Below are 15,244 nucleotides of genomic sequence, written 5' to 3' on the forward strand. Positions count from 1 at the left end.
TCTACACCGCAATTAGCTGCTCGCTGCGCAGATACGCAAGCAGCGGCAGCAGCGGCAGGCCGAGAATGGTGAAATGGTCGCCCTCGATGCGCTCGAACAGATGGATGCCGAGGCCCTCGAGCTGATAGGCGCCGACGCTTCTGGTCACAGCGTCGCCCGCGGCGTCGAGATAGGCCGAAAGATCGGCTTCGCTCATTCCCCGCATGGTCATGCGCGCCACGGAAACGTCCTCGAAGAGAATCCTGCCATCCTGCGCCACGGCGACGGCGGAATTCAGCTCGTGCGTCTGACCGGCGAGATCGCGCAATTGCGCCAGCGCCTGGGTGCGGCCTGCCGGCTTATTGAAGAGACGGCTCCCAAGCGCCAGCGTCTGGTCGGCGCCGATCACATAATGTCCGGGATAACAGGCAGAAACAGCCTTGGCCTTTTCGCGGGCCAGCAGCAGGGCGATCTCGCGCGGGTTGGAGAGCTTTGACGCGGCCTGGATGCCACGCTCGTCGATATCGGCGGTGACGGCTTCGAAGTCGAGCCCGGCATCGCCCAGCAGCATTTTGCGCGCGCTGCTTTGCGAGGCCAGGATCAACGGACTTTTGCCGCGCCACAGACTCATCGGCGACACTTACTCGGACGGCCGGTTGCGCTGGCGATCGCTATACAGCTTCATGATCGCCGCCGCGGTTTCCTCGATGGAGCGGCGCGTGACGTCCAGCAGCGGCCAGTCATGCTTGGCGCTCAGCTTGCGCGCGAACGCGACCTCCTCCGTGACCGACTGCTTGTCGGTGTAGGTATCGCTACCGCTGCTGGACTCGGCGCCCATGGACAGCAGGCGGTTCTGCCGGATCTGAATCAGGCGTTCCGGCGTCGCGTGCAGGCTGACCACCAGCGGCCGCGTCAGCGTCTCCAATTGCGGGGGCACCGGAATGCCCGGCACCAGCGGCACGTTGGCGGTGCGAATGCCGCGATTGGCGAGATAGATCGATGTCGGCGTCTTCGATGTCCGGGACACCCCGACCAGTACCACGTCGGCCTCGTCGAGCCCTTCGACATGCTGACCGTCGTCATGGATCATCGTGTAGTTCAAGGCATCGATGCGCTTGAAATATTCCGCGTTGAGCACGTGCTGGGCGCCGACACGGCCGGTGGTCGCTGCTCCCAGATAGGCCTCGAACAGCTGCATCACCGGTCCGATGATCGACAGGCTCGGAACATTGATCTGCTTGCACTTATCCTCGAGTCTGGCGACCAGATCCTTCTCGAGCAGCGTGAACAGCACGATCCCTGGCGCTTCCTCGATCTCATCAAGCACGCGGTCGAGCTGCTTCTGGCTGCGCACCAGCGGATAGACGTGCTCGACCGGCGTCACGTTGGCGTATTGGGCCGCGACCGCGCGCGCCACGGTGATGAGCGTCTCACCCGTGGAGTCCGAGACCAGGTGGAGATGGAAATAATTGTTCGAGGTCGGCACAAAAACCCTTTGAATTTCGTTGGGGTGGTTTGTGGATTTCTGTGGAGCTTAACCTCTCGGAAAGGGATGTGCGACACCAGGGGCGGGACAAGGCGTGATTTTCTTCACACCGCTGCCGGTCAGGACAAATCCGACGCCTCGCCGAGAGGGAAGCGGGATTGCGCGGACAAGTCCCTTGATAAGCTGCCGATACAATCGCGCAAGCCTTTGAAGCCGGCTGACTTATCGGAAGTCGACAAAGGCTGTCCGGAATATGTGGATGGATGTGAACAAGCGCGCGTGAACGCGCGGACGGAATTGCGTGAGTCCAATCCACGGTCACATAGACTCAAACCTTAAGAATCTAAGATTCTAGATTTGAGGAAGGCGCTACGGAGGGATATGTGTGCGGGGTAAGACCTTAACGGGTTCTTACTATCCCCAGCGTTCCCCGCGCTGGGCAGCAAGCCGGACCCCCGAAAATGTTCGAAGACGTCTATCTCTGGATCAAGGCGCTGCACGTGATCGCCGTCATCTCCTGGATGGCCGGCATGCTCTACCTGCCGCGGCTGTTCGTCTATCACTGCGAGGCCGAAATCGGCTCGAAGCAGTCGGAGACGTTCAAGGTGATGGAACGCCGGCTGCTCAAGGCGATCATCAACCCCGCGATGATGGTCACCTGGCTCGCCGGGCTCTATCTCGCCTGGTCCGGCCATTGGTTCTCGTTCGGCTGGCTGCACGTCAAACTGGCACTGGTCCTAGTGCTCTCGGCGGTCCACGGCTATTTTTCACGCTGGGTCAAGGATTTCGCCGCCGATCGCCGCCCGCGAAGCCAGAAATTCTATCGGATTATCAACGAGGTGCCGACCGTCCTGATGATTTTCATCGTTATCATGGTGATCGTGAAGCCGTTCTAGGCAAACTGCGCGACGATTCGCTCAGCGCTTCGGCTTGCGGAGCGCTAGGCGATTTTCTATATTATCGATATCCCACCCAACGCAGGCGGATGTGGTTGTGTCCGAGCCTTCCAGAGGCCGGACCCCGCATCAGGATTGAAGCCTCACCGGCGTTCACCTTGCCAGACCTGCGGACCTTACCTGCACCTGCTCGCGTCCGCATTTCAGAGCCTCCTCGCACCCCCTCTTTTCAGGTTACCCCACAGGACCACCCCAATGCGGGAAATCAAACTCGAAGACCTCAAGTCCAAAACGCCGGCCGAGCTCGTCTCGTTCGCGGAGGAGAATGGGGTCGAGAATGCCAGCACCATGCGCAAGCAGGAGCTGCTGTTCGCCATCCTCAAGCAGCTGGCGCTCGCCGAGACCGATATTGTCGGCCAGGGCGTCGTCGAAGTTCTCTCCGACGGCTTCGGCTTTCTCCGCTCGCCCGACGCGAATTATCTGCCGGGTCCTGACGACATCTACGTGTCGCCCTCGCAGATCCGCCGTTTCGGCCTGCGCACCGGCGACACCATCGAAGGTCACATCCGCAGCCCGAAAGAGGGCGAGCGCTACTTCGCGCTGCTGAAGGTCAACACGCTCAATTTCGAGGATCCGGAAAAGGCCAAGCACAAGGTCAATTTCGACAACCTCACGCCGCTGTTTCCGAATCAGCGTTTCCGCATGGAGATCGACGATCCCACGCGGAAAGACCTGTCTGCACGCGTGATCGACATCGTCGCGCCCATCGGCAAGGGCCAGCGCGCCTTGATCGTGGCACCGCCGCGTACCGGTAAAACCGTGCTGATGCAGAACATCGCGCATTCGATCACGCACAATCACCCCGAATGCTATTTGATCGTTCTCTTGATCGACGAGCGTCCGGAAGAAGTCACGGACATGCAGCGCTCGGTGAAGGGCGAGGTCGTGTCCTCGACCTTCGACGAGCCGGCGGTGCGCCACGTTCAGGTCGCCGAGATGGTGATCGAGAAGGCAAAACGCCTGGTCGAGCACGGTCGCGACGTCGTGATCCTGCTCGATTCGATCACGCGCCTCGGCCGCGCCTACAACACCGTGGTGCCGTCATCCGGCAAGGTGCTGACCGGCGGTGTCGACGCCAACGCGCTGCAGCGTCCGAAGCGCTTCTTCGGCGCGGCCCGCAACATCGAAGAGGGCGGCTCGCTGACCATCATCGCGACCGCGCTGGTCGATACCGGCAGCCGCATGGACGAAGTCATCTTCGAAGAGTTCAAGGGCACCGGTAACTCCGAACTGATCCTGGACCGCAAGGTCTCGGACAAGCGCACCTTCCCGGCGATCGATATCTCGCGCTCCGGCACCCGCAAAGAGGAGCTCATCACCGATCCGCAGGTGCTCAAGAAGATGTACGTGCTCCGCCGCATCCTCAATCCGATGGGGACGATGGACGCGATCGACTTCCTGCTCGACAAGCTGCGCTCGACCAAGAGCAATTCGGAGTTCTTCGACTCCATGAACACCTGAGTGCACTGCAATAAAGACTTCCGGGCGCCTTCGGGCGCCCCTTTTTGTTGCGGCTTTGCTGCAGCGAAGGTGCAGCATGAGTGGCAGCCGATGCCCGACCTAGGTTTCTCATTAAACTGTTGATATTGAAAGGTAATTCTTGAAATCCTAGTCGGCCTCCTCCTGCGATCAGGCCAACTGCAGCAGAATGCTGCGGTTATATTGCGGTGCAAAATCGATTTGCTGCAGAACCTGGTGCAGCAAATCCGGTTGCTCTCGATCGCGAGAAACGGACGTTTGCGTTTTCGGCCGCAGCCGGACAAATAGGCTATGCATCCACGAGACCAGACCATTTTCGCGCTGTCATCCGGGCGGGCGCCCAGCGCGATCGCCGTGGTCCGCGTCTCCGGCTCGCAAGCCGGCGCGGCGTTGACGGCGCTCGCGGGCCGGCTGCCGGCGCCGCGACAGGCGAGCCGTCGGCTACTCCGGGACGGGGCGGGCCAGCCGATCGACGATGCGGTCGTGCTCTGGTTTCCAGGACCGGCCAGCGCGACCGGCGAGGATGTTGCCGAGTTTCACGTTCATGGCGGCCGGGCGGTGCTGGCGGCGCTTTTCGCTGCAATTTCCGATATCCCGAATACGCGTGCGGCCGACCCCGGCGAGTTCACGCGCCGCGCCTTCGAGAATGGCAAGCTCGACCTGACCGAGGCCGAGGGGCTCGACGACCTCATTCACGCCGACACCGATCGCCAGCGCCGCCAAGCGCTGCGCCAATTGCAGGGCCTGCTTGGCGACCGTGCGCGCGACTGGCGCGAGCGCATCATCGAGGCCTCCGCGCTGATCGAGGCCGGCATCGATTTTTCCGATGAAGGCGACGTGCCGGCGGAGCTGCGGGCGCCGGCGGTGAAAGCGATCAGAGCGCTTCACGACGAAATCACGAAAGTGCTTGCGGCACAGGGGCATTCTGAACGGCTGCGCGAGGGCCTTGTCGTTGCCATCGCCGGCGAGCCGAATGTCGGCAAGTCGACGCTGATCAACCAGCTCGCGCGCCGCGAGGTCGCGATCGTCTCGCCGCATGCCGGCACGACGCGCGACGTCATCGAGGTGCAGCTCGACCTCGACGGCTATCCCGTCACGGTCATCGACACCGCTGGCATCCGCGAGACCGAGGATCCGGTCGAGCAGGAAGGCGTGCGCCGCGCCCGCGCGCGCGCCGAGGACGCCGACCTGGTGCTGTGGCTGGTGGAGGGCGGACAAGCCGTCGATCCGGATACAATGCGCTCGCGCTGGACATTGGCGGACGGTGCTGTTCCGTCCGGCGGCTCGGTCTGGATCGTGCGCAACAAGATTGATCTCGGCAGGGTCGGAGCAGCCAGGCCGAGCGAGTTCGGGATCTCGGCAAGCCGGGGCGACGGCATGCCTGAGCTGGTCGAGGCGCTGGTGAAATTCGCTTCGGAGTTCTTCGGAACCACCGAGGGCGCCATGGTGACCCGGGCGCGCCAGCGCGAATTGTTGAGCCGGGCCTCAGACAGCTTGCGCCGGAGTCTGGACCTTGTAGAACACGGCGAGGAGCTCGCGGCCGAAGAGCTGCGGGCCGCCGTCTATGCCCTAGGCCGGCTCTTGGGCCGAGTGGACGTTGAAGATGTCCTCGGCGCCATCTTTCAGAAATTCTGCATTGGAAAGTAGGGCTAGTCCTTCATTGTAGAACGAGCCCTTGTTCCGTTTCTTCTGTTTCACGTGAAACGGGGGGGCCAGTTCGGCGCAGTGGTTTCGAGTTGTTTCACGTGAAACAGCACGAGCACCAGCGGACCAATGCCGTCCCGTTGCGATCTGACATACTTCAGTGTGGTGAAAGTCGAAGTGATAGCCGGGGCCGCCAACCTCGTCATTGCGAAGCGCAGCGAAGCAATCCAGACTGTCTCCGCGGAGGGATTTCCGGATTGCTTCGCTGCGCTCGCAATGACGGGTATGTGGCGATTGCCTTGCGTCCGACTGATGGCTCCCATGGCGGGACAACAGGACGACGACATCACGGGCCGTAAAGCCCCCGATCTTGTTTCACGTGAAACACCATAACGGATCAATGCAGCTCCTACTGTGCATGGGGTTGTTTTCGCTAAAGTGCTTCCGACTTGGGCCGCGCCTGTTTCACGTGGAACATGTGACCCCGAGTTTCTACTTCCGGCTTTCTCGCCCCTAAGCTAGAAGTCCGTCCATGCGAACAGAGCGAGAGAGCTTCGACGTCATCGTCATCGGCGGCGGCCACGCCGGCTGTGAGGCCGCGGCTGCGTCTGCCCGGATGGGTGCGACGACCGCTCTGGTAACGCACCGTTTCTCGACCGTTGGCGCGATGTCCTGCAATCCCGCCATCGGCGGGCTCGGCAAAGGGCATCTGGTCCGCGAGGTCGATGCCCTCGACGGCCTGATGGGCCGTGTGGGCGATGCCGGCGGCATTCAGTTTCGCGTTCTCAATCGTCGGAAAGGTCCGGCCGTCCGCGGGCCGCGGGCCCAGGCCGACCGCAAGCTCTATGCGGCGGCGATGCAGGCCGCGATCCGCCAGACCGAAGGTCTTTCCGTCATCGAGGGCGAAGCCGACGGGCTGGTCGTAGTCGATGGCCGGGTGACCGGGCTTCGCCTGGCCGACGGCCGGGAGCTGCGGGCAGGGGCCGTTGTCGTGACCACCGGCACCTTCCTCCGCGGTCTCATCCATCTCGGCGAGAAGAACTGGCCCGCCGGACGCGTCGGCGAGGCGCCTGCGATGGGCCTTTCCAGCTCCTTCGAGCGCGCCGGCTTCACTCTTGGACGTCTCAAGACCGGGACGCCGCCGCGTCTCGACGGCACCACCATCGACTGGTCCGCAGTCGAGATGCAGCCCGGCGACGAGCCGCCGGAGCCGTTCTCGGTGATGACCGAGCGGATCACGACGCCGCAGATCCAGTGCGGGATCACCCGGACCACGTCCGCGACCCATGAGGTGATCCGGGCCAATGTCCATCGCTCCCCGATGTACTCCGGCCAGATCAAGAGCTCCGGTCCACGCTATTGCCCCTCGATCGAGGACAAGATCGTCCGCTTCGGCGACCGCGACGGTCACCAGATCTTTCTGGAGCCGGAAGGGCTCGACGACACGACCGTCTATCCCAACGGCATCTCGACCTCGCTCCCCGAAGAGGTCCAGCTCGCGATCCTCGCCAGCATCCCCGGCCTGGAGCGGGTGAGGATGGTCCGTCCCGGCTACGCCATCGAATACGACCACATCGATCCCCGCGAGCTCGATCCGACCCTCCAGACCAAGCGTCTGCGCGGTCTCTTCCTGGCCGGGCAGATCAATGGCACCACCGGATATGAGGAAGCCGCCGGGCAGGGCATTGTCGCCGGCCTGAATGCCGCGCTCTCCGCCAGCGGTGCCGCGCTCACAGTGTTCGACCGTGCCGACGGCTATCTCGGTGTGATGATCGACGACCTCGTCACCCGCGGGATCAGCGAGCCCTATCGCATGTTCACCTCCAGGGCCGAGTACCGGTTGACCCTGCGGGCCGACAATGCCGACCAGCGTCTGACCGAGAAAGGGATCGCTCTGGGATGTGTCGGCAGCGCCCGGATCAGGCATCATCGCGCCAAGATGGACGCCCTGAACGCTGCCCGGACGTTGTCGAAGTCCCTGACCATCACCCCGAACGAAGCCATCAAGCATGGGCTGTCGCTGAATCGGGACGGCCAACGCCGCTCGGCGTTCGAGCTGATGGCCTATCCGGAGATCGGCTGGAGCCAGGTCCGCGCGATCTGGCCTGAGCTGTCGGCCATCGATCCCGTCATCGCGACCCATCTCGAGATCGACGCCAAGTACGACGTCTACCTGGAGCGCCAGAGCGCCGACGTCGAAGCCTTCCGGCGCGACGAGGGTATGGTGCTGGCGGATGTCGATTACCAGCTCGTGCCCGGTCTCTCCAATGAAGTGCGCGCCAAGCTGGAGAAGGCACGACCGTTCACCGTCGGCCAGGCCGGCCGGATCGACGGGATGACGCCGGCGGCGCTCGGCATTCTCGCGGCCTATCTCCGCCGCGAGGCACGGAAGACTTCCAAAGCAATCGCATAAAGCCAATCGCATAGGCATTTCACGTGAAACAGCGCGGATCGGGCGGAGATCGACCGCCATCGCGAAGACCCGGAGCGGGTGAGGGCGCCGGGCAGCGAAGTGAACCTGGAGTGGCCAGCCCGAAGATCAGCAAGGCCGCGGCCAACGACAAGGTGCTCGATTCGATTATCGCCGCTGACAAGACCGCCGCTATGAAGCTCGCTCCCGTTTCACGTGAAACCGAGGAGCGGCTTGATCACTACATCGCGCTACTCCGGGAGTGGCAGGCCAAGACCAATCTCGTCGCGCCATCGACTTTGCCAAACCTCTGGACCCGGCACATCGCTGACTCGCTCCAGCTCGTCGATCTCGCACCGGCTGCAAAACGGTGGGCTGATCTCGGGAGCGGCGGCGGATTTCCCGGCGTCGTGCTCGCCTGCGCCATGGCCGGCACGCCTGGCGCGGGCGTCCATCTGGTCGAGCGAATCGCCAAGAAGGCCGCTTTTTTGCGCGAAGCGATCCGCGTCACCACATCTCCGGGAGTCGTACATCTCGCTGAGATCGGGGATAATGTGGATAGAATCACCGGCCCCGTCGATTGCGTCACCGCGCGTGCGCTGGCTCCGCTACATCAACTCATCGGCTTTGCGGAGCCGCTGATGCGCCAGGGCGCAAAAGCGTTGTTTCCCAAGGGTCAAGATGTAGAGGCTGAATTGACCGAAGCCGCTAAATATTGGAATATTCGGCCGCAGCTCCACCAAAGCCGCACGGGCGACGGCTGGATCGTGGAGCTCGATGCCGCCGAACGGCGCAGCTGAGGCGTTGAGGGGTGAGTGGGGAATTGCGATGAGCGTGATTGACGAACCGCAGCAAGAACAGACGGCCCAAAAGACCGACGAGGTCCCCCACGGCCATCCGCGCATCCTCGCGCTGGCGAATCAAAAGGGCGGGGTGGGGAAAACAACCACAGCGATCAACCTGGGTACGGCGCTCGCGGCGATTGGCGAGCGCGTCCTGATCGTCGATCTCGATCCCCAGGGCAACGCCTCGACCGGCCTCGGCATCGATCGCCGCAACCGCTCCTGCTCGACCTACGACGTGCTGATCGGCGAAGCCGCCTTGCGCGAGGCGGTGGTCTCGACCGCGGTGCCGCGGCTGCACATCGCACCATCGACCATGGATCTCTCCGGCCTCGAGCTCGAGCTCGGCACCACGCCCGGCCGCGCCTTCAAGTTGCGCGACGCGATCGGTGCGCTCAACAACAACGTCTCGCCGGACGCCGACTACACCTACGTGCTGATCGACTGCCCGCCCTCGCTCAACCTGCTCACGGTCAACGCGATGGCGGCCTCCGATGCGATCCTGGTGCCGCTGCAATGCGAGTTCTTCGCGCTCGAAGGTCTGTCGCAATTGTTGCAGACGGTGGAGCAGGTGCGCTCGACGCTCAATCCGAACTTGTCGATCCACGGCATCGTGCTGACCATGTTCGACTCGCGCAACAACCTGTCGAACCAGGTCGTCGCCGACGTCCGCCAGTTCATGGGCGAGAAGGTCTACAAGACCATGATCCCGCGCAACGTGCGCATCTCGGAAGCGCCGTCCTACGGCAAGCCGGTGCTGGTCTACGACCTCAAATGCGTCGGCAGCGAAGCTTACTTGCGCCTCGCCACCGAAGTGATCCAGCGCGAGCGCGAGTTGCGCACCACGCATTGACGCTGCCGTAGGGTGGGTTAGCCGAAGGCGTAACCCACCACGGTCTATCTCAGTGGAAACAGAGGAGGTGGGTTACGCTTTCGCTAACCCACCCTACGATTCGAAATTCAGTTCTGGAGTGCTGCACCGTGAATCCAAGGGAGCTGGCGATGGCCGACGAAGCGCGTTCGCGACTGGGCCGGGGTCTTGCAAGTCTGATCGGTGACGTCGGCGGCGAGGCTCAGCATGTCGATCGTCCGCGCGCGCAGCGCAAGGTGCCGATCGAATTCATCAAGGCGAATCCGCGCAACCCGCGCCGCACCTTTTCGGACACCGAGCTGAAGGAGCTCTCGGAGTCCATCAAGCAGCATGGCGTGATCCAGCCGATCGTGGTGCGTCCGGTGAAGGGCGCGCAGGACCGCTTCGAGATCATTGCCGGCGAACGACGCTGGCGCGCCTCGCAGATGGCCGGGCTGCACGAGGTGCCGATCGTCCCGGTCGACATCAGCGACAGCGATGCGCTGGAATTCGCGATCGTCGAGAACGTGCAGCGCGAGGACCTCAACCCGATGGAAGAGGCGCAGGGCTATCATGCGCTCGCCAACGAGTTCAAACGCAGCCAGGAGGACATCGCCAAGGTCGTCGGCAAGAGCCGCAGCCACGTCGCCAACATGATGCGGCTGACCAAGCTGCCGGCGGAAGTGCAGGCCTTCATCGCGACCGGCGAGCTGACGGCCGGCCACGCCCGCGCGCTGATCGGCGTGCCCGATCCACTCGCCGCCGCCAAGCGCATCGTCGAGGAAGGTCTCAACGTCCGCCAGGCCGAGGCGCTTGCGCATGAAGAGGGCGTGCCGGAGCGCAAGCCGCAGAAGGCGCGCGCCAGCGGGGGCAAGGAGAAGGACCCCGATACGATCGATCTGGAGAAGCGCGTCAGCGACGCGCTCGGCCTCAAGGTCACCGTCAATCACCGCGATCCCGGCGGCTCCGTGCAGATCAACTACCGCAACCTCGATCAGCTCGACGAGGTGATGAAGCGGCTGGCCAAGGGCGCGCTGTAGCGCCATTTTGACGCCACTCTCTCCACGCGTCATTGCGAGGAGCTCGCGACAAAATTGCGAAGCAATTTTGCGCTGAAGCGACGAAGCAATCTAGAATCTTTCCGCGGAGGGACTCTGGATTGCTTCGCTGCGCTCGCAATGACGTGGTGAGAGCGGAGGCCTAGCCCCGCCGTTTCGCATTCGCCGCGATTGCCATCAGCGCGCGCTGGGCGATGGCAGCGGCGAGGGTGGACTGTTTGCGCGTGTCGAGGGCGGCGGTCGCCAGCTGCTCGATCACAGCGGCGAGCCGCGCCGGGCTGAAATTGCGCAGCGCGGTTTCGACCGCGGGCTTTCGTGAAAAATGCAGGCGCGGAAAGCCGCCGTCGAGCACGGCGGAGGCAGGCGTGCCGTCGGCAATCGCCAGCGCCGATTTGTGCAGCCACGCGGCCTGGCGCTGCGCGGCCGAGATGATCACGCCGGGATAGGTCCCGGCGATCATTGCCTTTGCAAACTCGGTCTCGACGATGTCGGGCCGCCCGGCGAAGGCACCGTCGACGATCGGATCGAGCTTCAGCTCCGAGGCATCGGCGACCACGGCCATGACGTCATCCAGCGTGACCTCGCCCTTGCCATGGGCGTAGAGCGTCAGCTTGCGCAGCTCATTGCGCGAGGCCTGACGGTCGCCGCCGAGGAACGACATCAGCGCCGCGCGGGCGTCCGGCGCGATGCGCAAATTCGCGATCCGCAGCTCGTCGTCCATCAGCTTGGCAAGATCGCGCTCGGTGTCGGGATAACAGCCGATCGCCACGGCGGTCTTGGCTTTCTCGCAGGCCTTGCGCAGCGGCGATTCCGGGCGGAGCTCGCCGGCCTCGATCACGATGCGGCAATCCTTCACGTTCATCTCGGCCAGAGTCTCGATGCCGGAGGCAAAGCTGCGCGAGCCGGCGCGAACGCGGATGGCGCGTCGGCCGCCGAACAGCGGCACCGTCATGGCCTCGTCGACCAGGCGCGACGGCTCGGCGGAGAGCTCGTCACCGTCGAGCTTGACCAGCGAGAACGGATCGTTGGGATCGTCGACGCCGGACGCGATCAACGCGTCGGCGCGCTCGCGCACGAGGCCGGCATCGGGACCGTAGAGCAGGATGATCGGACGGCCCGCATCGGGGCGGGCGAGGAAGGCGTCGATCTCTTTTCCGCGCAGTGCGACCATATCGTCCGATACTCGTCATTCCGGAATGCCTCGTCAGAAGGCGAACCCGGAATGACGGAAGCGTATTACGTTCCCGCGGTGAAGAACGAGGCGAGCCGGGTGGTGATGTTCTCGGCGATCTCGTTGGCGGCCCGGTCTTCGGCATCGCGCACGGCGCGGGTGCGCGAGAAGCGCTGATAGGACCCCGGCATGTCATAGGACACGCGCGAGAAGGTCGAGCCGGTCATCACAGACTTGCCGGTTACGACTTCGACCAGATTGTACTGGGCGTCGATGCCGAGATTTTCGCTGGTCGGCAATCCCGTTGCGGAGCTGACGATCAGGGAGGAGCGGCTGGTGGTGAAGCGGATGTCGAGCCGGTGGGTCGGCGGCATGCCCGTCGCCGTGCCGTAAAGCTTGAAGGCCAGCGCGTTGCGGATTTCGACGCCGACGCGGGCCTCGCGGGAAGCATTGGGCTTGTTGATCGGGGGCAGCTCGACCCCCATCAGCTTCTCGCGCAGGCCCGGGGTGCCGTCGCTGCGCTCGGCATACATCGGCTGGAAGCAGCCGGCCGTCAGCGCCGCCAGCGCGGCAACTGCCAGCAAGCGGGCTGCGATACGGGTCCTAGCCGACAACATTCACGATCCTCTTGGGAACGATGATCACCTTGCGGACGGGCTTGCCGTCCAGGGCCAGCTTTACCGCATCGAGGGCCAAAACGGCAGCCTCGATTTCCGGATTTTGGGCCGCTGTTGCAACTGTGACCTCACCTCGCTTCTTGCCGTTGACCTGCACCACCAGGGTCACGCTGTCTTCAACCAGCAAATCGCGTTCGATTTGCGGCCAATCGGCCTCCGAAACCAGCCCCTTTCGGTCCAGAACCTGCCAGCACTCCTCGGCCAGATGCGGCATCATCGGCGAGAACAGCTGGACCAGGATCTGGCTGGCCTCCTGGATCGCCCAAGCCAAATCTGGAGCGAGGTCCGGGGCAGGTTGGCCGGGGCGCTGGAGCACCTCCGAGAAGGCATTGGTGAATTCGCGGATATGGGCGAGGCAAACGTTGAAGTGCAGCCGCTCGATGCCGGCGGTGACCTTGTCCAGCGCGCCGTGGGCGGCCTTGCGCAAGGCGGTGGCGTCCGGGCCGAAGCTGGCCGGCCGGGCTGCCGGCGCAGCCTTGCCGAGGGTGGCGGCATCGTTCACCAGCCGCCACAGCCGCTGCACGAAGCGCGAGGCACCCTGGACGCGCTCGTCGCTCCAGATCACGTCGCGGTCGGGCGGGGAGTCCGACAGCATGAACCAGCGGGCGACGTCGGCGCCATAGGTCTCGATGATGTCGTCGGGGTCGACCGTGTTCTTCTTCGACTTGGACATCTTCTCGATCGGGCCGATCGCGATGTCTTCGCCCGTCGTCAGCAGCGTGGCGCGGCGTCCGTTGCCGCCGACCTCGACCTTCACCTCGGCCGGCTGCACATAGCTGCCGTCGGCCTTCTGGTAGGTCTCGTGCACCACCATGCCTTGCGTGAACATGCCGGCGAACGGCTCGTCCAGCGCGATATGCCCGGTCGCTTTCATCGCGCGGGTGAAGAAGCGGCTGTAGAGCAGATGCAGGATCGCGTGCTCGACGCCGCCGATATATTGGTCGACCGGCAGCATCCGGTTGGCGACCGCAGGCGTGGTCGGCGAAGCCTCGTTCCAGGGATCGGTGAAGCGCGCAAAGTACCAGGACGAGTCCACGAACGTGTCCATGGTGTCGGTTTCGCGCTGCGCCTTGCCGCCGCATTGCGGGCAGGTGACGTGCTTCCAGCTCGGATGATGATCGAGTGCGTTGCCCGGCTTGTCGAAGGTCGCATCGTCCGGCAGCTTCACGGGCAGGTCGGCATCCGGCACCGGCACCACGTCGCATTTCGGACAGTGAATGACGGGAATCGGGCAGCCCCAATAGCGCTGGCGCGAAATGCCCCAGTCGCGCAGGCGGAAATTCACCTGGCGCTCGGCAACGGGAGCATTGCCGAGCAGTGTCGAGGCGAGCACCTTAGCGACAAGCTCAAATGCTTGCGCTGGAGTAAGCCCATTCAGATGAATGAACTTATTCTCTGAATTGATCATGCGGCCGTCACCGTCATAGGCGGTGTCGGTGATGACGAAGCTCTTCGGATCCTGGCCTTCCGGGCACACGACGGGCGTGTTGCCGAGAGCGTACTTGTTGACGAAGTCGAGGTCGCGCTGATCGTGCGCCGGGCAGCCGAAGATGGCGCCGGTGCCGTATTCCATCAGCACGAAATTGGCGACATAGACCGGCAGCTTCCAGGTGGGATCGAACGGATGCACCGCGCGGATGCCGGTGTCGAAACCCTGCTTCTCCGCGGTGTCGATGATCTCCTGCGCGGTGCCGATCTTCTTGATCTCTGCGATGAACTCCGCAAGCTCAGGGTTCTTTGCGGCGGCGGCCTGTGCCAGCGGATGATCCGCCGAGATCGCCATGAACTTGGCGCCGAACAGCGTGTCCGGCCGCGTCGTGAAAATCTTCAGCTCGCTCTCGCCGGCCGGCGTCGTCGCCGCATCCAGCGCGAAGCGGATCAACAGGCCTTCCGAACGACCGATCCAGTTGCGCTGCATCAGCCGCACCTTGTCGGGCCAGCGGTCCAGCCCGTCGAGCGCCGACAGCAGCTCCTGCGAGTACTTCGTGATCTTGAAGACCCACTGGTTCATCTCGCGCTGCTCGACCACGGCGCCCGAGCGCCAGCCGCGGCCGTCGATCACCTGCTCGTTGGCGAGCACGGTCATGTCGACGGGGTCCCAGTTCACCTTGCGCTTCTCGCGTTCGGCAAGCCCTGCGCGCAGGAAATCCAGGAACATCTTCTGCTGGTGCTTGTAATAGGAGGGGTCGCAGGTCGCGATCTCCCTGGACCAGTCCAGCGACAGCCCGATCGAGCGGAGCTGCTTCTTCATCGCGGCGATGTTGTCGTAGGTCCAGGCCTTCGGCGCGACCTTGCGCTCGATCGCGGCGTTCTCGGCCGGCAGGCCGAAGGCGTCCCAGCCCATCGGATGCAGCACGTTGAACCCCTTGGCGCGCATGAAGCGGGCCAGAACGTCGCCGAGCGTGTAATTCCGGACATGGCCGATATGGATGCGCCCGGACGGGTAGGGGAACATCTCGAGCACGTAATATTTCGGCCGCGGATCGTCGTTCTTGGAGACGAAGATCGCCTGCTCGTCCCAGAGGCGTTGCCAGCGCGGTTCGGCGTCGCGGGCGTTATAGCGTTCGGAGGTCATGGAATCGTTGGGTTTTCGTGGTTCGGCCGTCTCAAGACGGCGGACTAGGCCATAGAAGACCTTAAGGGGTCAATGGGTTGCCGCGTTCTGGAACTTTGACGAGCCATCCGCATAACT

12 protein-coding genes are annotated in these 15,244 nt (G+C 63.7%); 7 read left to right on the forward strand and 5 right to left on the reverse strand.

Annotation, left to right across the window (positions count from 1 at the left end; all coding sequences use genetic code 11):
* Position 1: 1 nt before the first annotated feature.
* Entirely contained in the window at positions 2 to 610 is a 609-nt protein-coding gene (locus tag I6F21_RS24815; RefSeq protein WP_057025980.1) for a Maf family nucleotide pyrophosphatase, read from the reverse strand.
* Positions 611 to 619: 9 nt separating this feature from the next.
* Complete coding sequence (locus I6F21_RS24820; protein ID WP_036003121.1) at positions 620 to 1,465, reverse strand: pyruvate, water dikinase regulatory protein; 846 nt, start codon at positions 1,463 to 1,465, stop codon at positions 620 to 622.
* 461 nt (positions 1,466 to 1,926) lie between these two features.
* On the opposite strand from I6F21_RS24820, the gene hemJ reads away from it, so the two are divergent.
* The 7 genes from hemJ (at position 1,927) to I6F21_RS24855 (ending at position 10,686) form a co-directional block, all read left to right on the forward strand.
* Complete coding sequence (gene hemJ, locus I6F21_RS24825; RefSeq protein WP_036003118.1) at positions 1,927 to 2,361, forward strand: protoporphyrinogen oxidase HemJ; 435 nt, start codon at positions 1,927 to 1,929, stop codon at positions 2,359 to 2,361.
* 255 nt (positions 2,362 to 2,616) lie between these two features.
* Entirely contained in the window at positions 2,617 to 3,882 is a 1,266-nt protein-coding gene (gene rho / locus I6F21_RS24830; protein WP_008133567.1) for a transcription termination factor Rho, read from the forward strand.
* Positions 3,883 to 4,191: 309 nt separating this feature from the next.
* On the forward strand, positions 4,192 to 5,547 hold the full coding sequence (mnmE, locus tag I6F21_RS24835) for a tRNA uridine-5-carboxymethylaminomethyl(34) synthesis GTPase MnmE (RefSeq protein ID WP_225183544.1): 1,356 nt from the start codon (positions 4,192 to 4,194) through the stop codon (positions 5,545 to 5,547).
* Between the two features lie 529 nt (positions 5,548 to 6,076).
* Positions 6,077 to 7,957, forward strand: coding sequence for a tRNA uridine-5-carboxymethylaminomethyl(34) synthesis enzyme MnmG (mnmG, locus tag I6F21_RS24840; RefSeq protein WP_225183545.1), 1,881 nt, complete (start codon positions 6,077 to 6,079; stop codon positions 7,955 to 7,957).
* 191 nt (positions 7,958 to 8,148) lie between these two features.
* Positions 8,149 to 8,754 carry a 16S rRNA (guanine(527)-N(7))-methyltransferase RsmG gene (gene rsmG / locus I6F21_RS24845; RefSeq protein WP_225183582.1) on the forward strand — a complete coding sequence of 202 codons (606 nt, stop codon included), beginning with the start codon at positions 8,149 to 8,151 and terminating at the stop codon, positions 8,752 to 8,754.
* A gap of 28 nt (positions 8,755 to 8,782) precedes the next feature.
* Positions 8,783 to 9,649 carry a ParA family protein gene (locus I6F21_RS24850; protein WP_025033064.1) on the forward strand — a complete coding sequence of 289 codons (867 nt, stop codon included), beginning with the start codon at positions 8,783 to 8,785 and terminating at the stop codon, positions 9,647 to 9,649.
* A 149-nt stretch (positions 9,650 to 9,798) separates the two neighbouring features.
* Entirely contained in the window at positions 9,799 to 10,686 is an 888-nt protein-coding gene (locus I6F21_RS24855; protein ID WP_036024286.1) for a ParB/RepB/Spo0J family partition protein, read from the forward strand.
* 160 nt (positions 10,687 to 10,846) lie between these two features.
* Here the strand turns inward: I6F21_RS24855 and holA are convergent, their stop codons facing one another.
* The 3 genes from holA to leuS form a co-directional block, all read right to left on the reverse strand.
* Positions 10,847 to 11,875 (reverse strand): DNA polymerase III subunit delta, encoded by a 1,029-nt coding sequence (holA, locus tag I6F21_RS24860; protein ID WP_036003093.1) that lies wholly within the window; start codon positions 11,873 to 11,875, stop codon positions 10,847 to 10,849.
* Between the two features lie 65 nt (positions 11,876 to 11,940).
* On the reverse strand, positions 11,941 to 12,492 hold the full coding sequence (lptE, locus tag I6F21_RS24865) for an LPS assembly lipoprotein LptE (RefSeq protein WP_036003091.1): 552 nt from the start codon (positions 12,490 to 12,492) through the stop codon (positions 11,941 to 11,943).
* Positions 12,479 to 15,127 carry a leucine--tRNA ligase gene (leuS, locus tag I6F21_RS24870; RefSeq protein ID WP_225183546.1) on the reverse strand — a complete coding sequence of 883 codons (2,649 nt, stop codon included), beginning with the start codon at positions 15,125 to 15,127 and terminating at the stop codon, positions 12,479 to 12,481. The genes lptE and leuS overlap by 14 nt, the downstream gene beginning before the upstream one ends.
* Between the last annotated feature and the right edge of the window lie 117 nt (positions 15,128 to 15,244).

Source organism: Bradyrhizobium sp. NBAIM03 (assembly GCF_020194055.1).
In the GTDB taxonomy this organism is placed as follows: Bacteria; Pseudomonadota; Alphaproteobacteria; order Rhizobiales; family Xanthobacteraceae; genus Bradyrhizobium; species Bradyrhizobium yuanmingense.

Coding starts and splice junctions, on each gene's coding strand:
- holA (WP_036003093.1), bottom strand. CDS start 11,875: ATGGTCGCACTGCGCGGAAAAGAGATCGACGCCTTCCTCGCCCGCCCC.
- lptE (WP_036003091.1), bottom strand. CDS start 12,492: ATGTTGTCGGCTAGGACCCGTATCGCAGCCCGCTTGCTGGCAGTTGCC.
- rho (WP_008133567.1), top strand. CDS start 2,617: ATGCGGGAAATCAAACTCGAAGACCTCAAGTCCAAAACGCCGGCCGAG.
- I6F21_RS24815 (WP_057025980.1), bottom strand. CDS start 610: ATGAGTCTGTGGCGCGGCAAAAGTCCGTTGATCCTGGCCTCGCAAAGC.
- mnmE (WP_225183544.1), top strand. CDS start 4,192: ATGCATCCACGAGACCAGACCATTTTCGCGCTGTCATCCGGGCGGGCG.
- leuS (WP_225183546.1), bottom strand. CDS start 15,127: ATGACCTCCGAACGCTATAACGCCCGCGACGCCGAACCGCGCTGGCAA.
- I6F21_RS24850 (WP_025033064.1), top strand. CDS start 8,783: ATGAGCGTGATTGACGAACCGCAGCAAGAACAGACGGCCCAAAAGACC.
- I6F21_RS24855 (WP_036024286.1), top strand. CDS start 9,799: ATGGCCGACGAAGCGCGTTCGCGACTGGGCCGGGGTCTTGCAAGTCTG.
- hemJ (WP_036003118.1), top strand. CDS start 1,927: ATGTTCGAAGACGTCTATCTCTGGATCAAGGCGCTGCACGTGATCGCC.
- mnmG (WP_225183545.1), top strand. CDS start 6,077: ATGCGAACAGAGCGAGAGAGCTTCGACGTCATCGTCATCGGCGGCGGC.
- rsmG (WP_225183582.1), top strand. CDS start 8,149: ATGAAGCTCGCTCCCGTTTCACGTGAAACCGAGGAGCGGCTTGATCAC.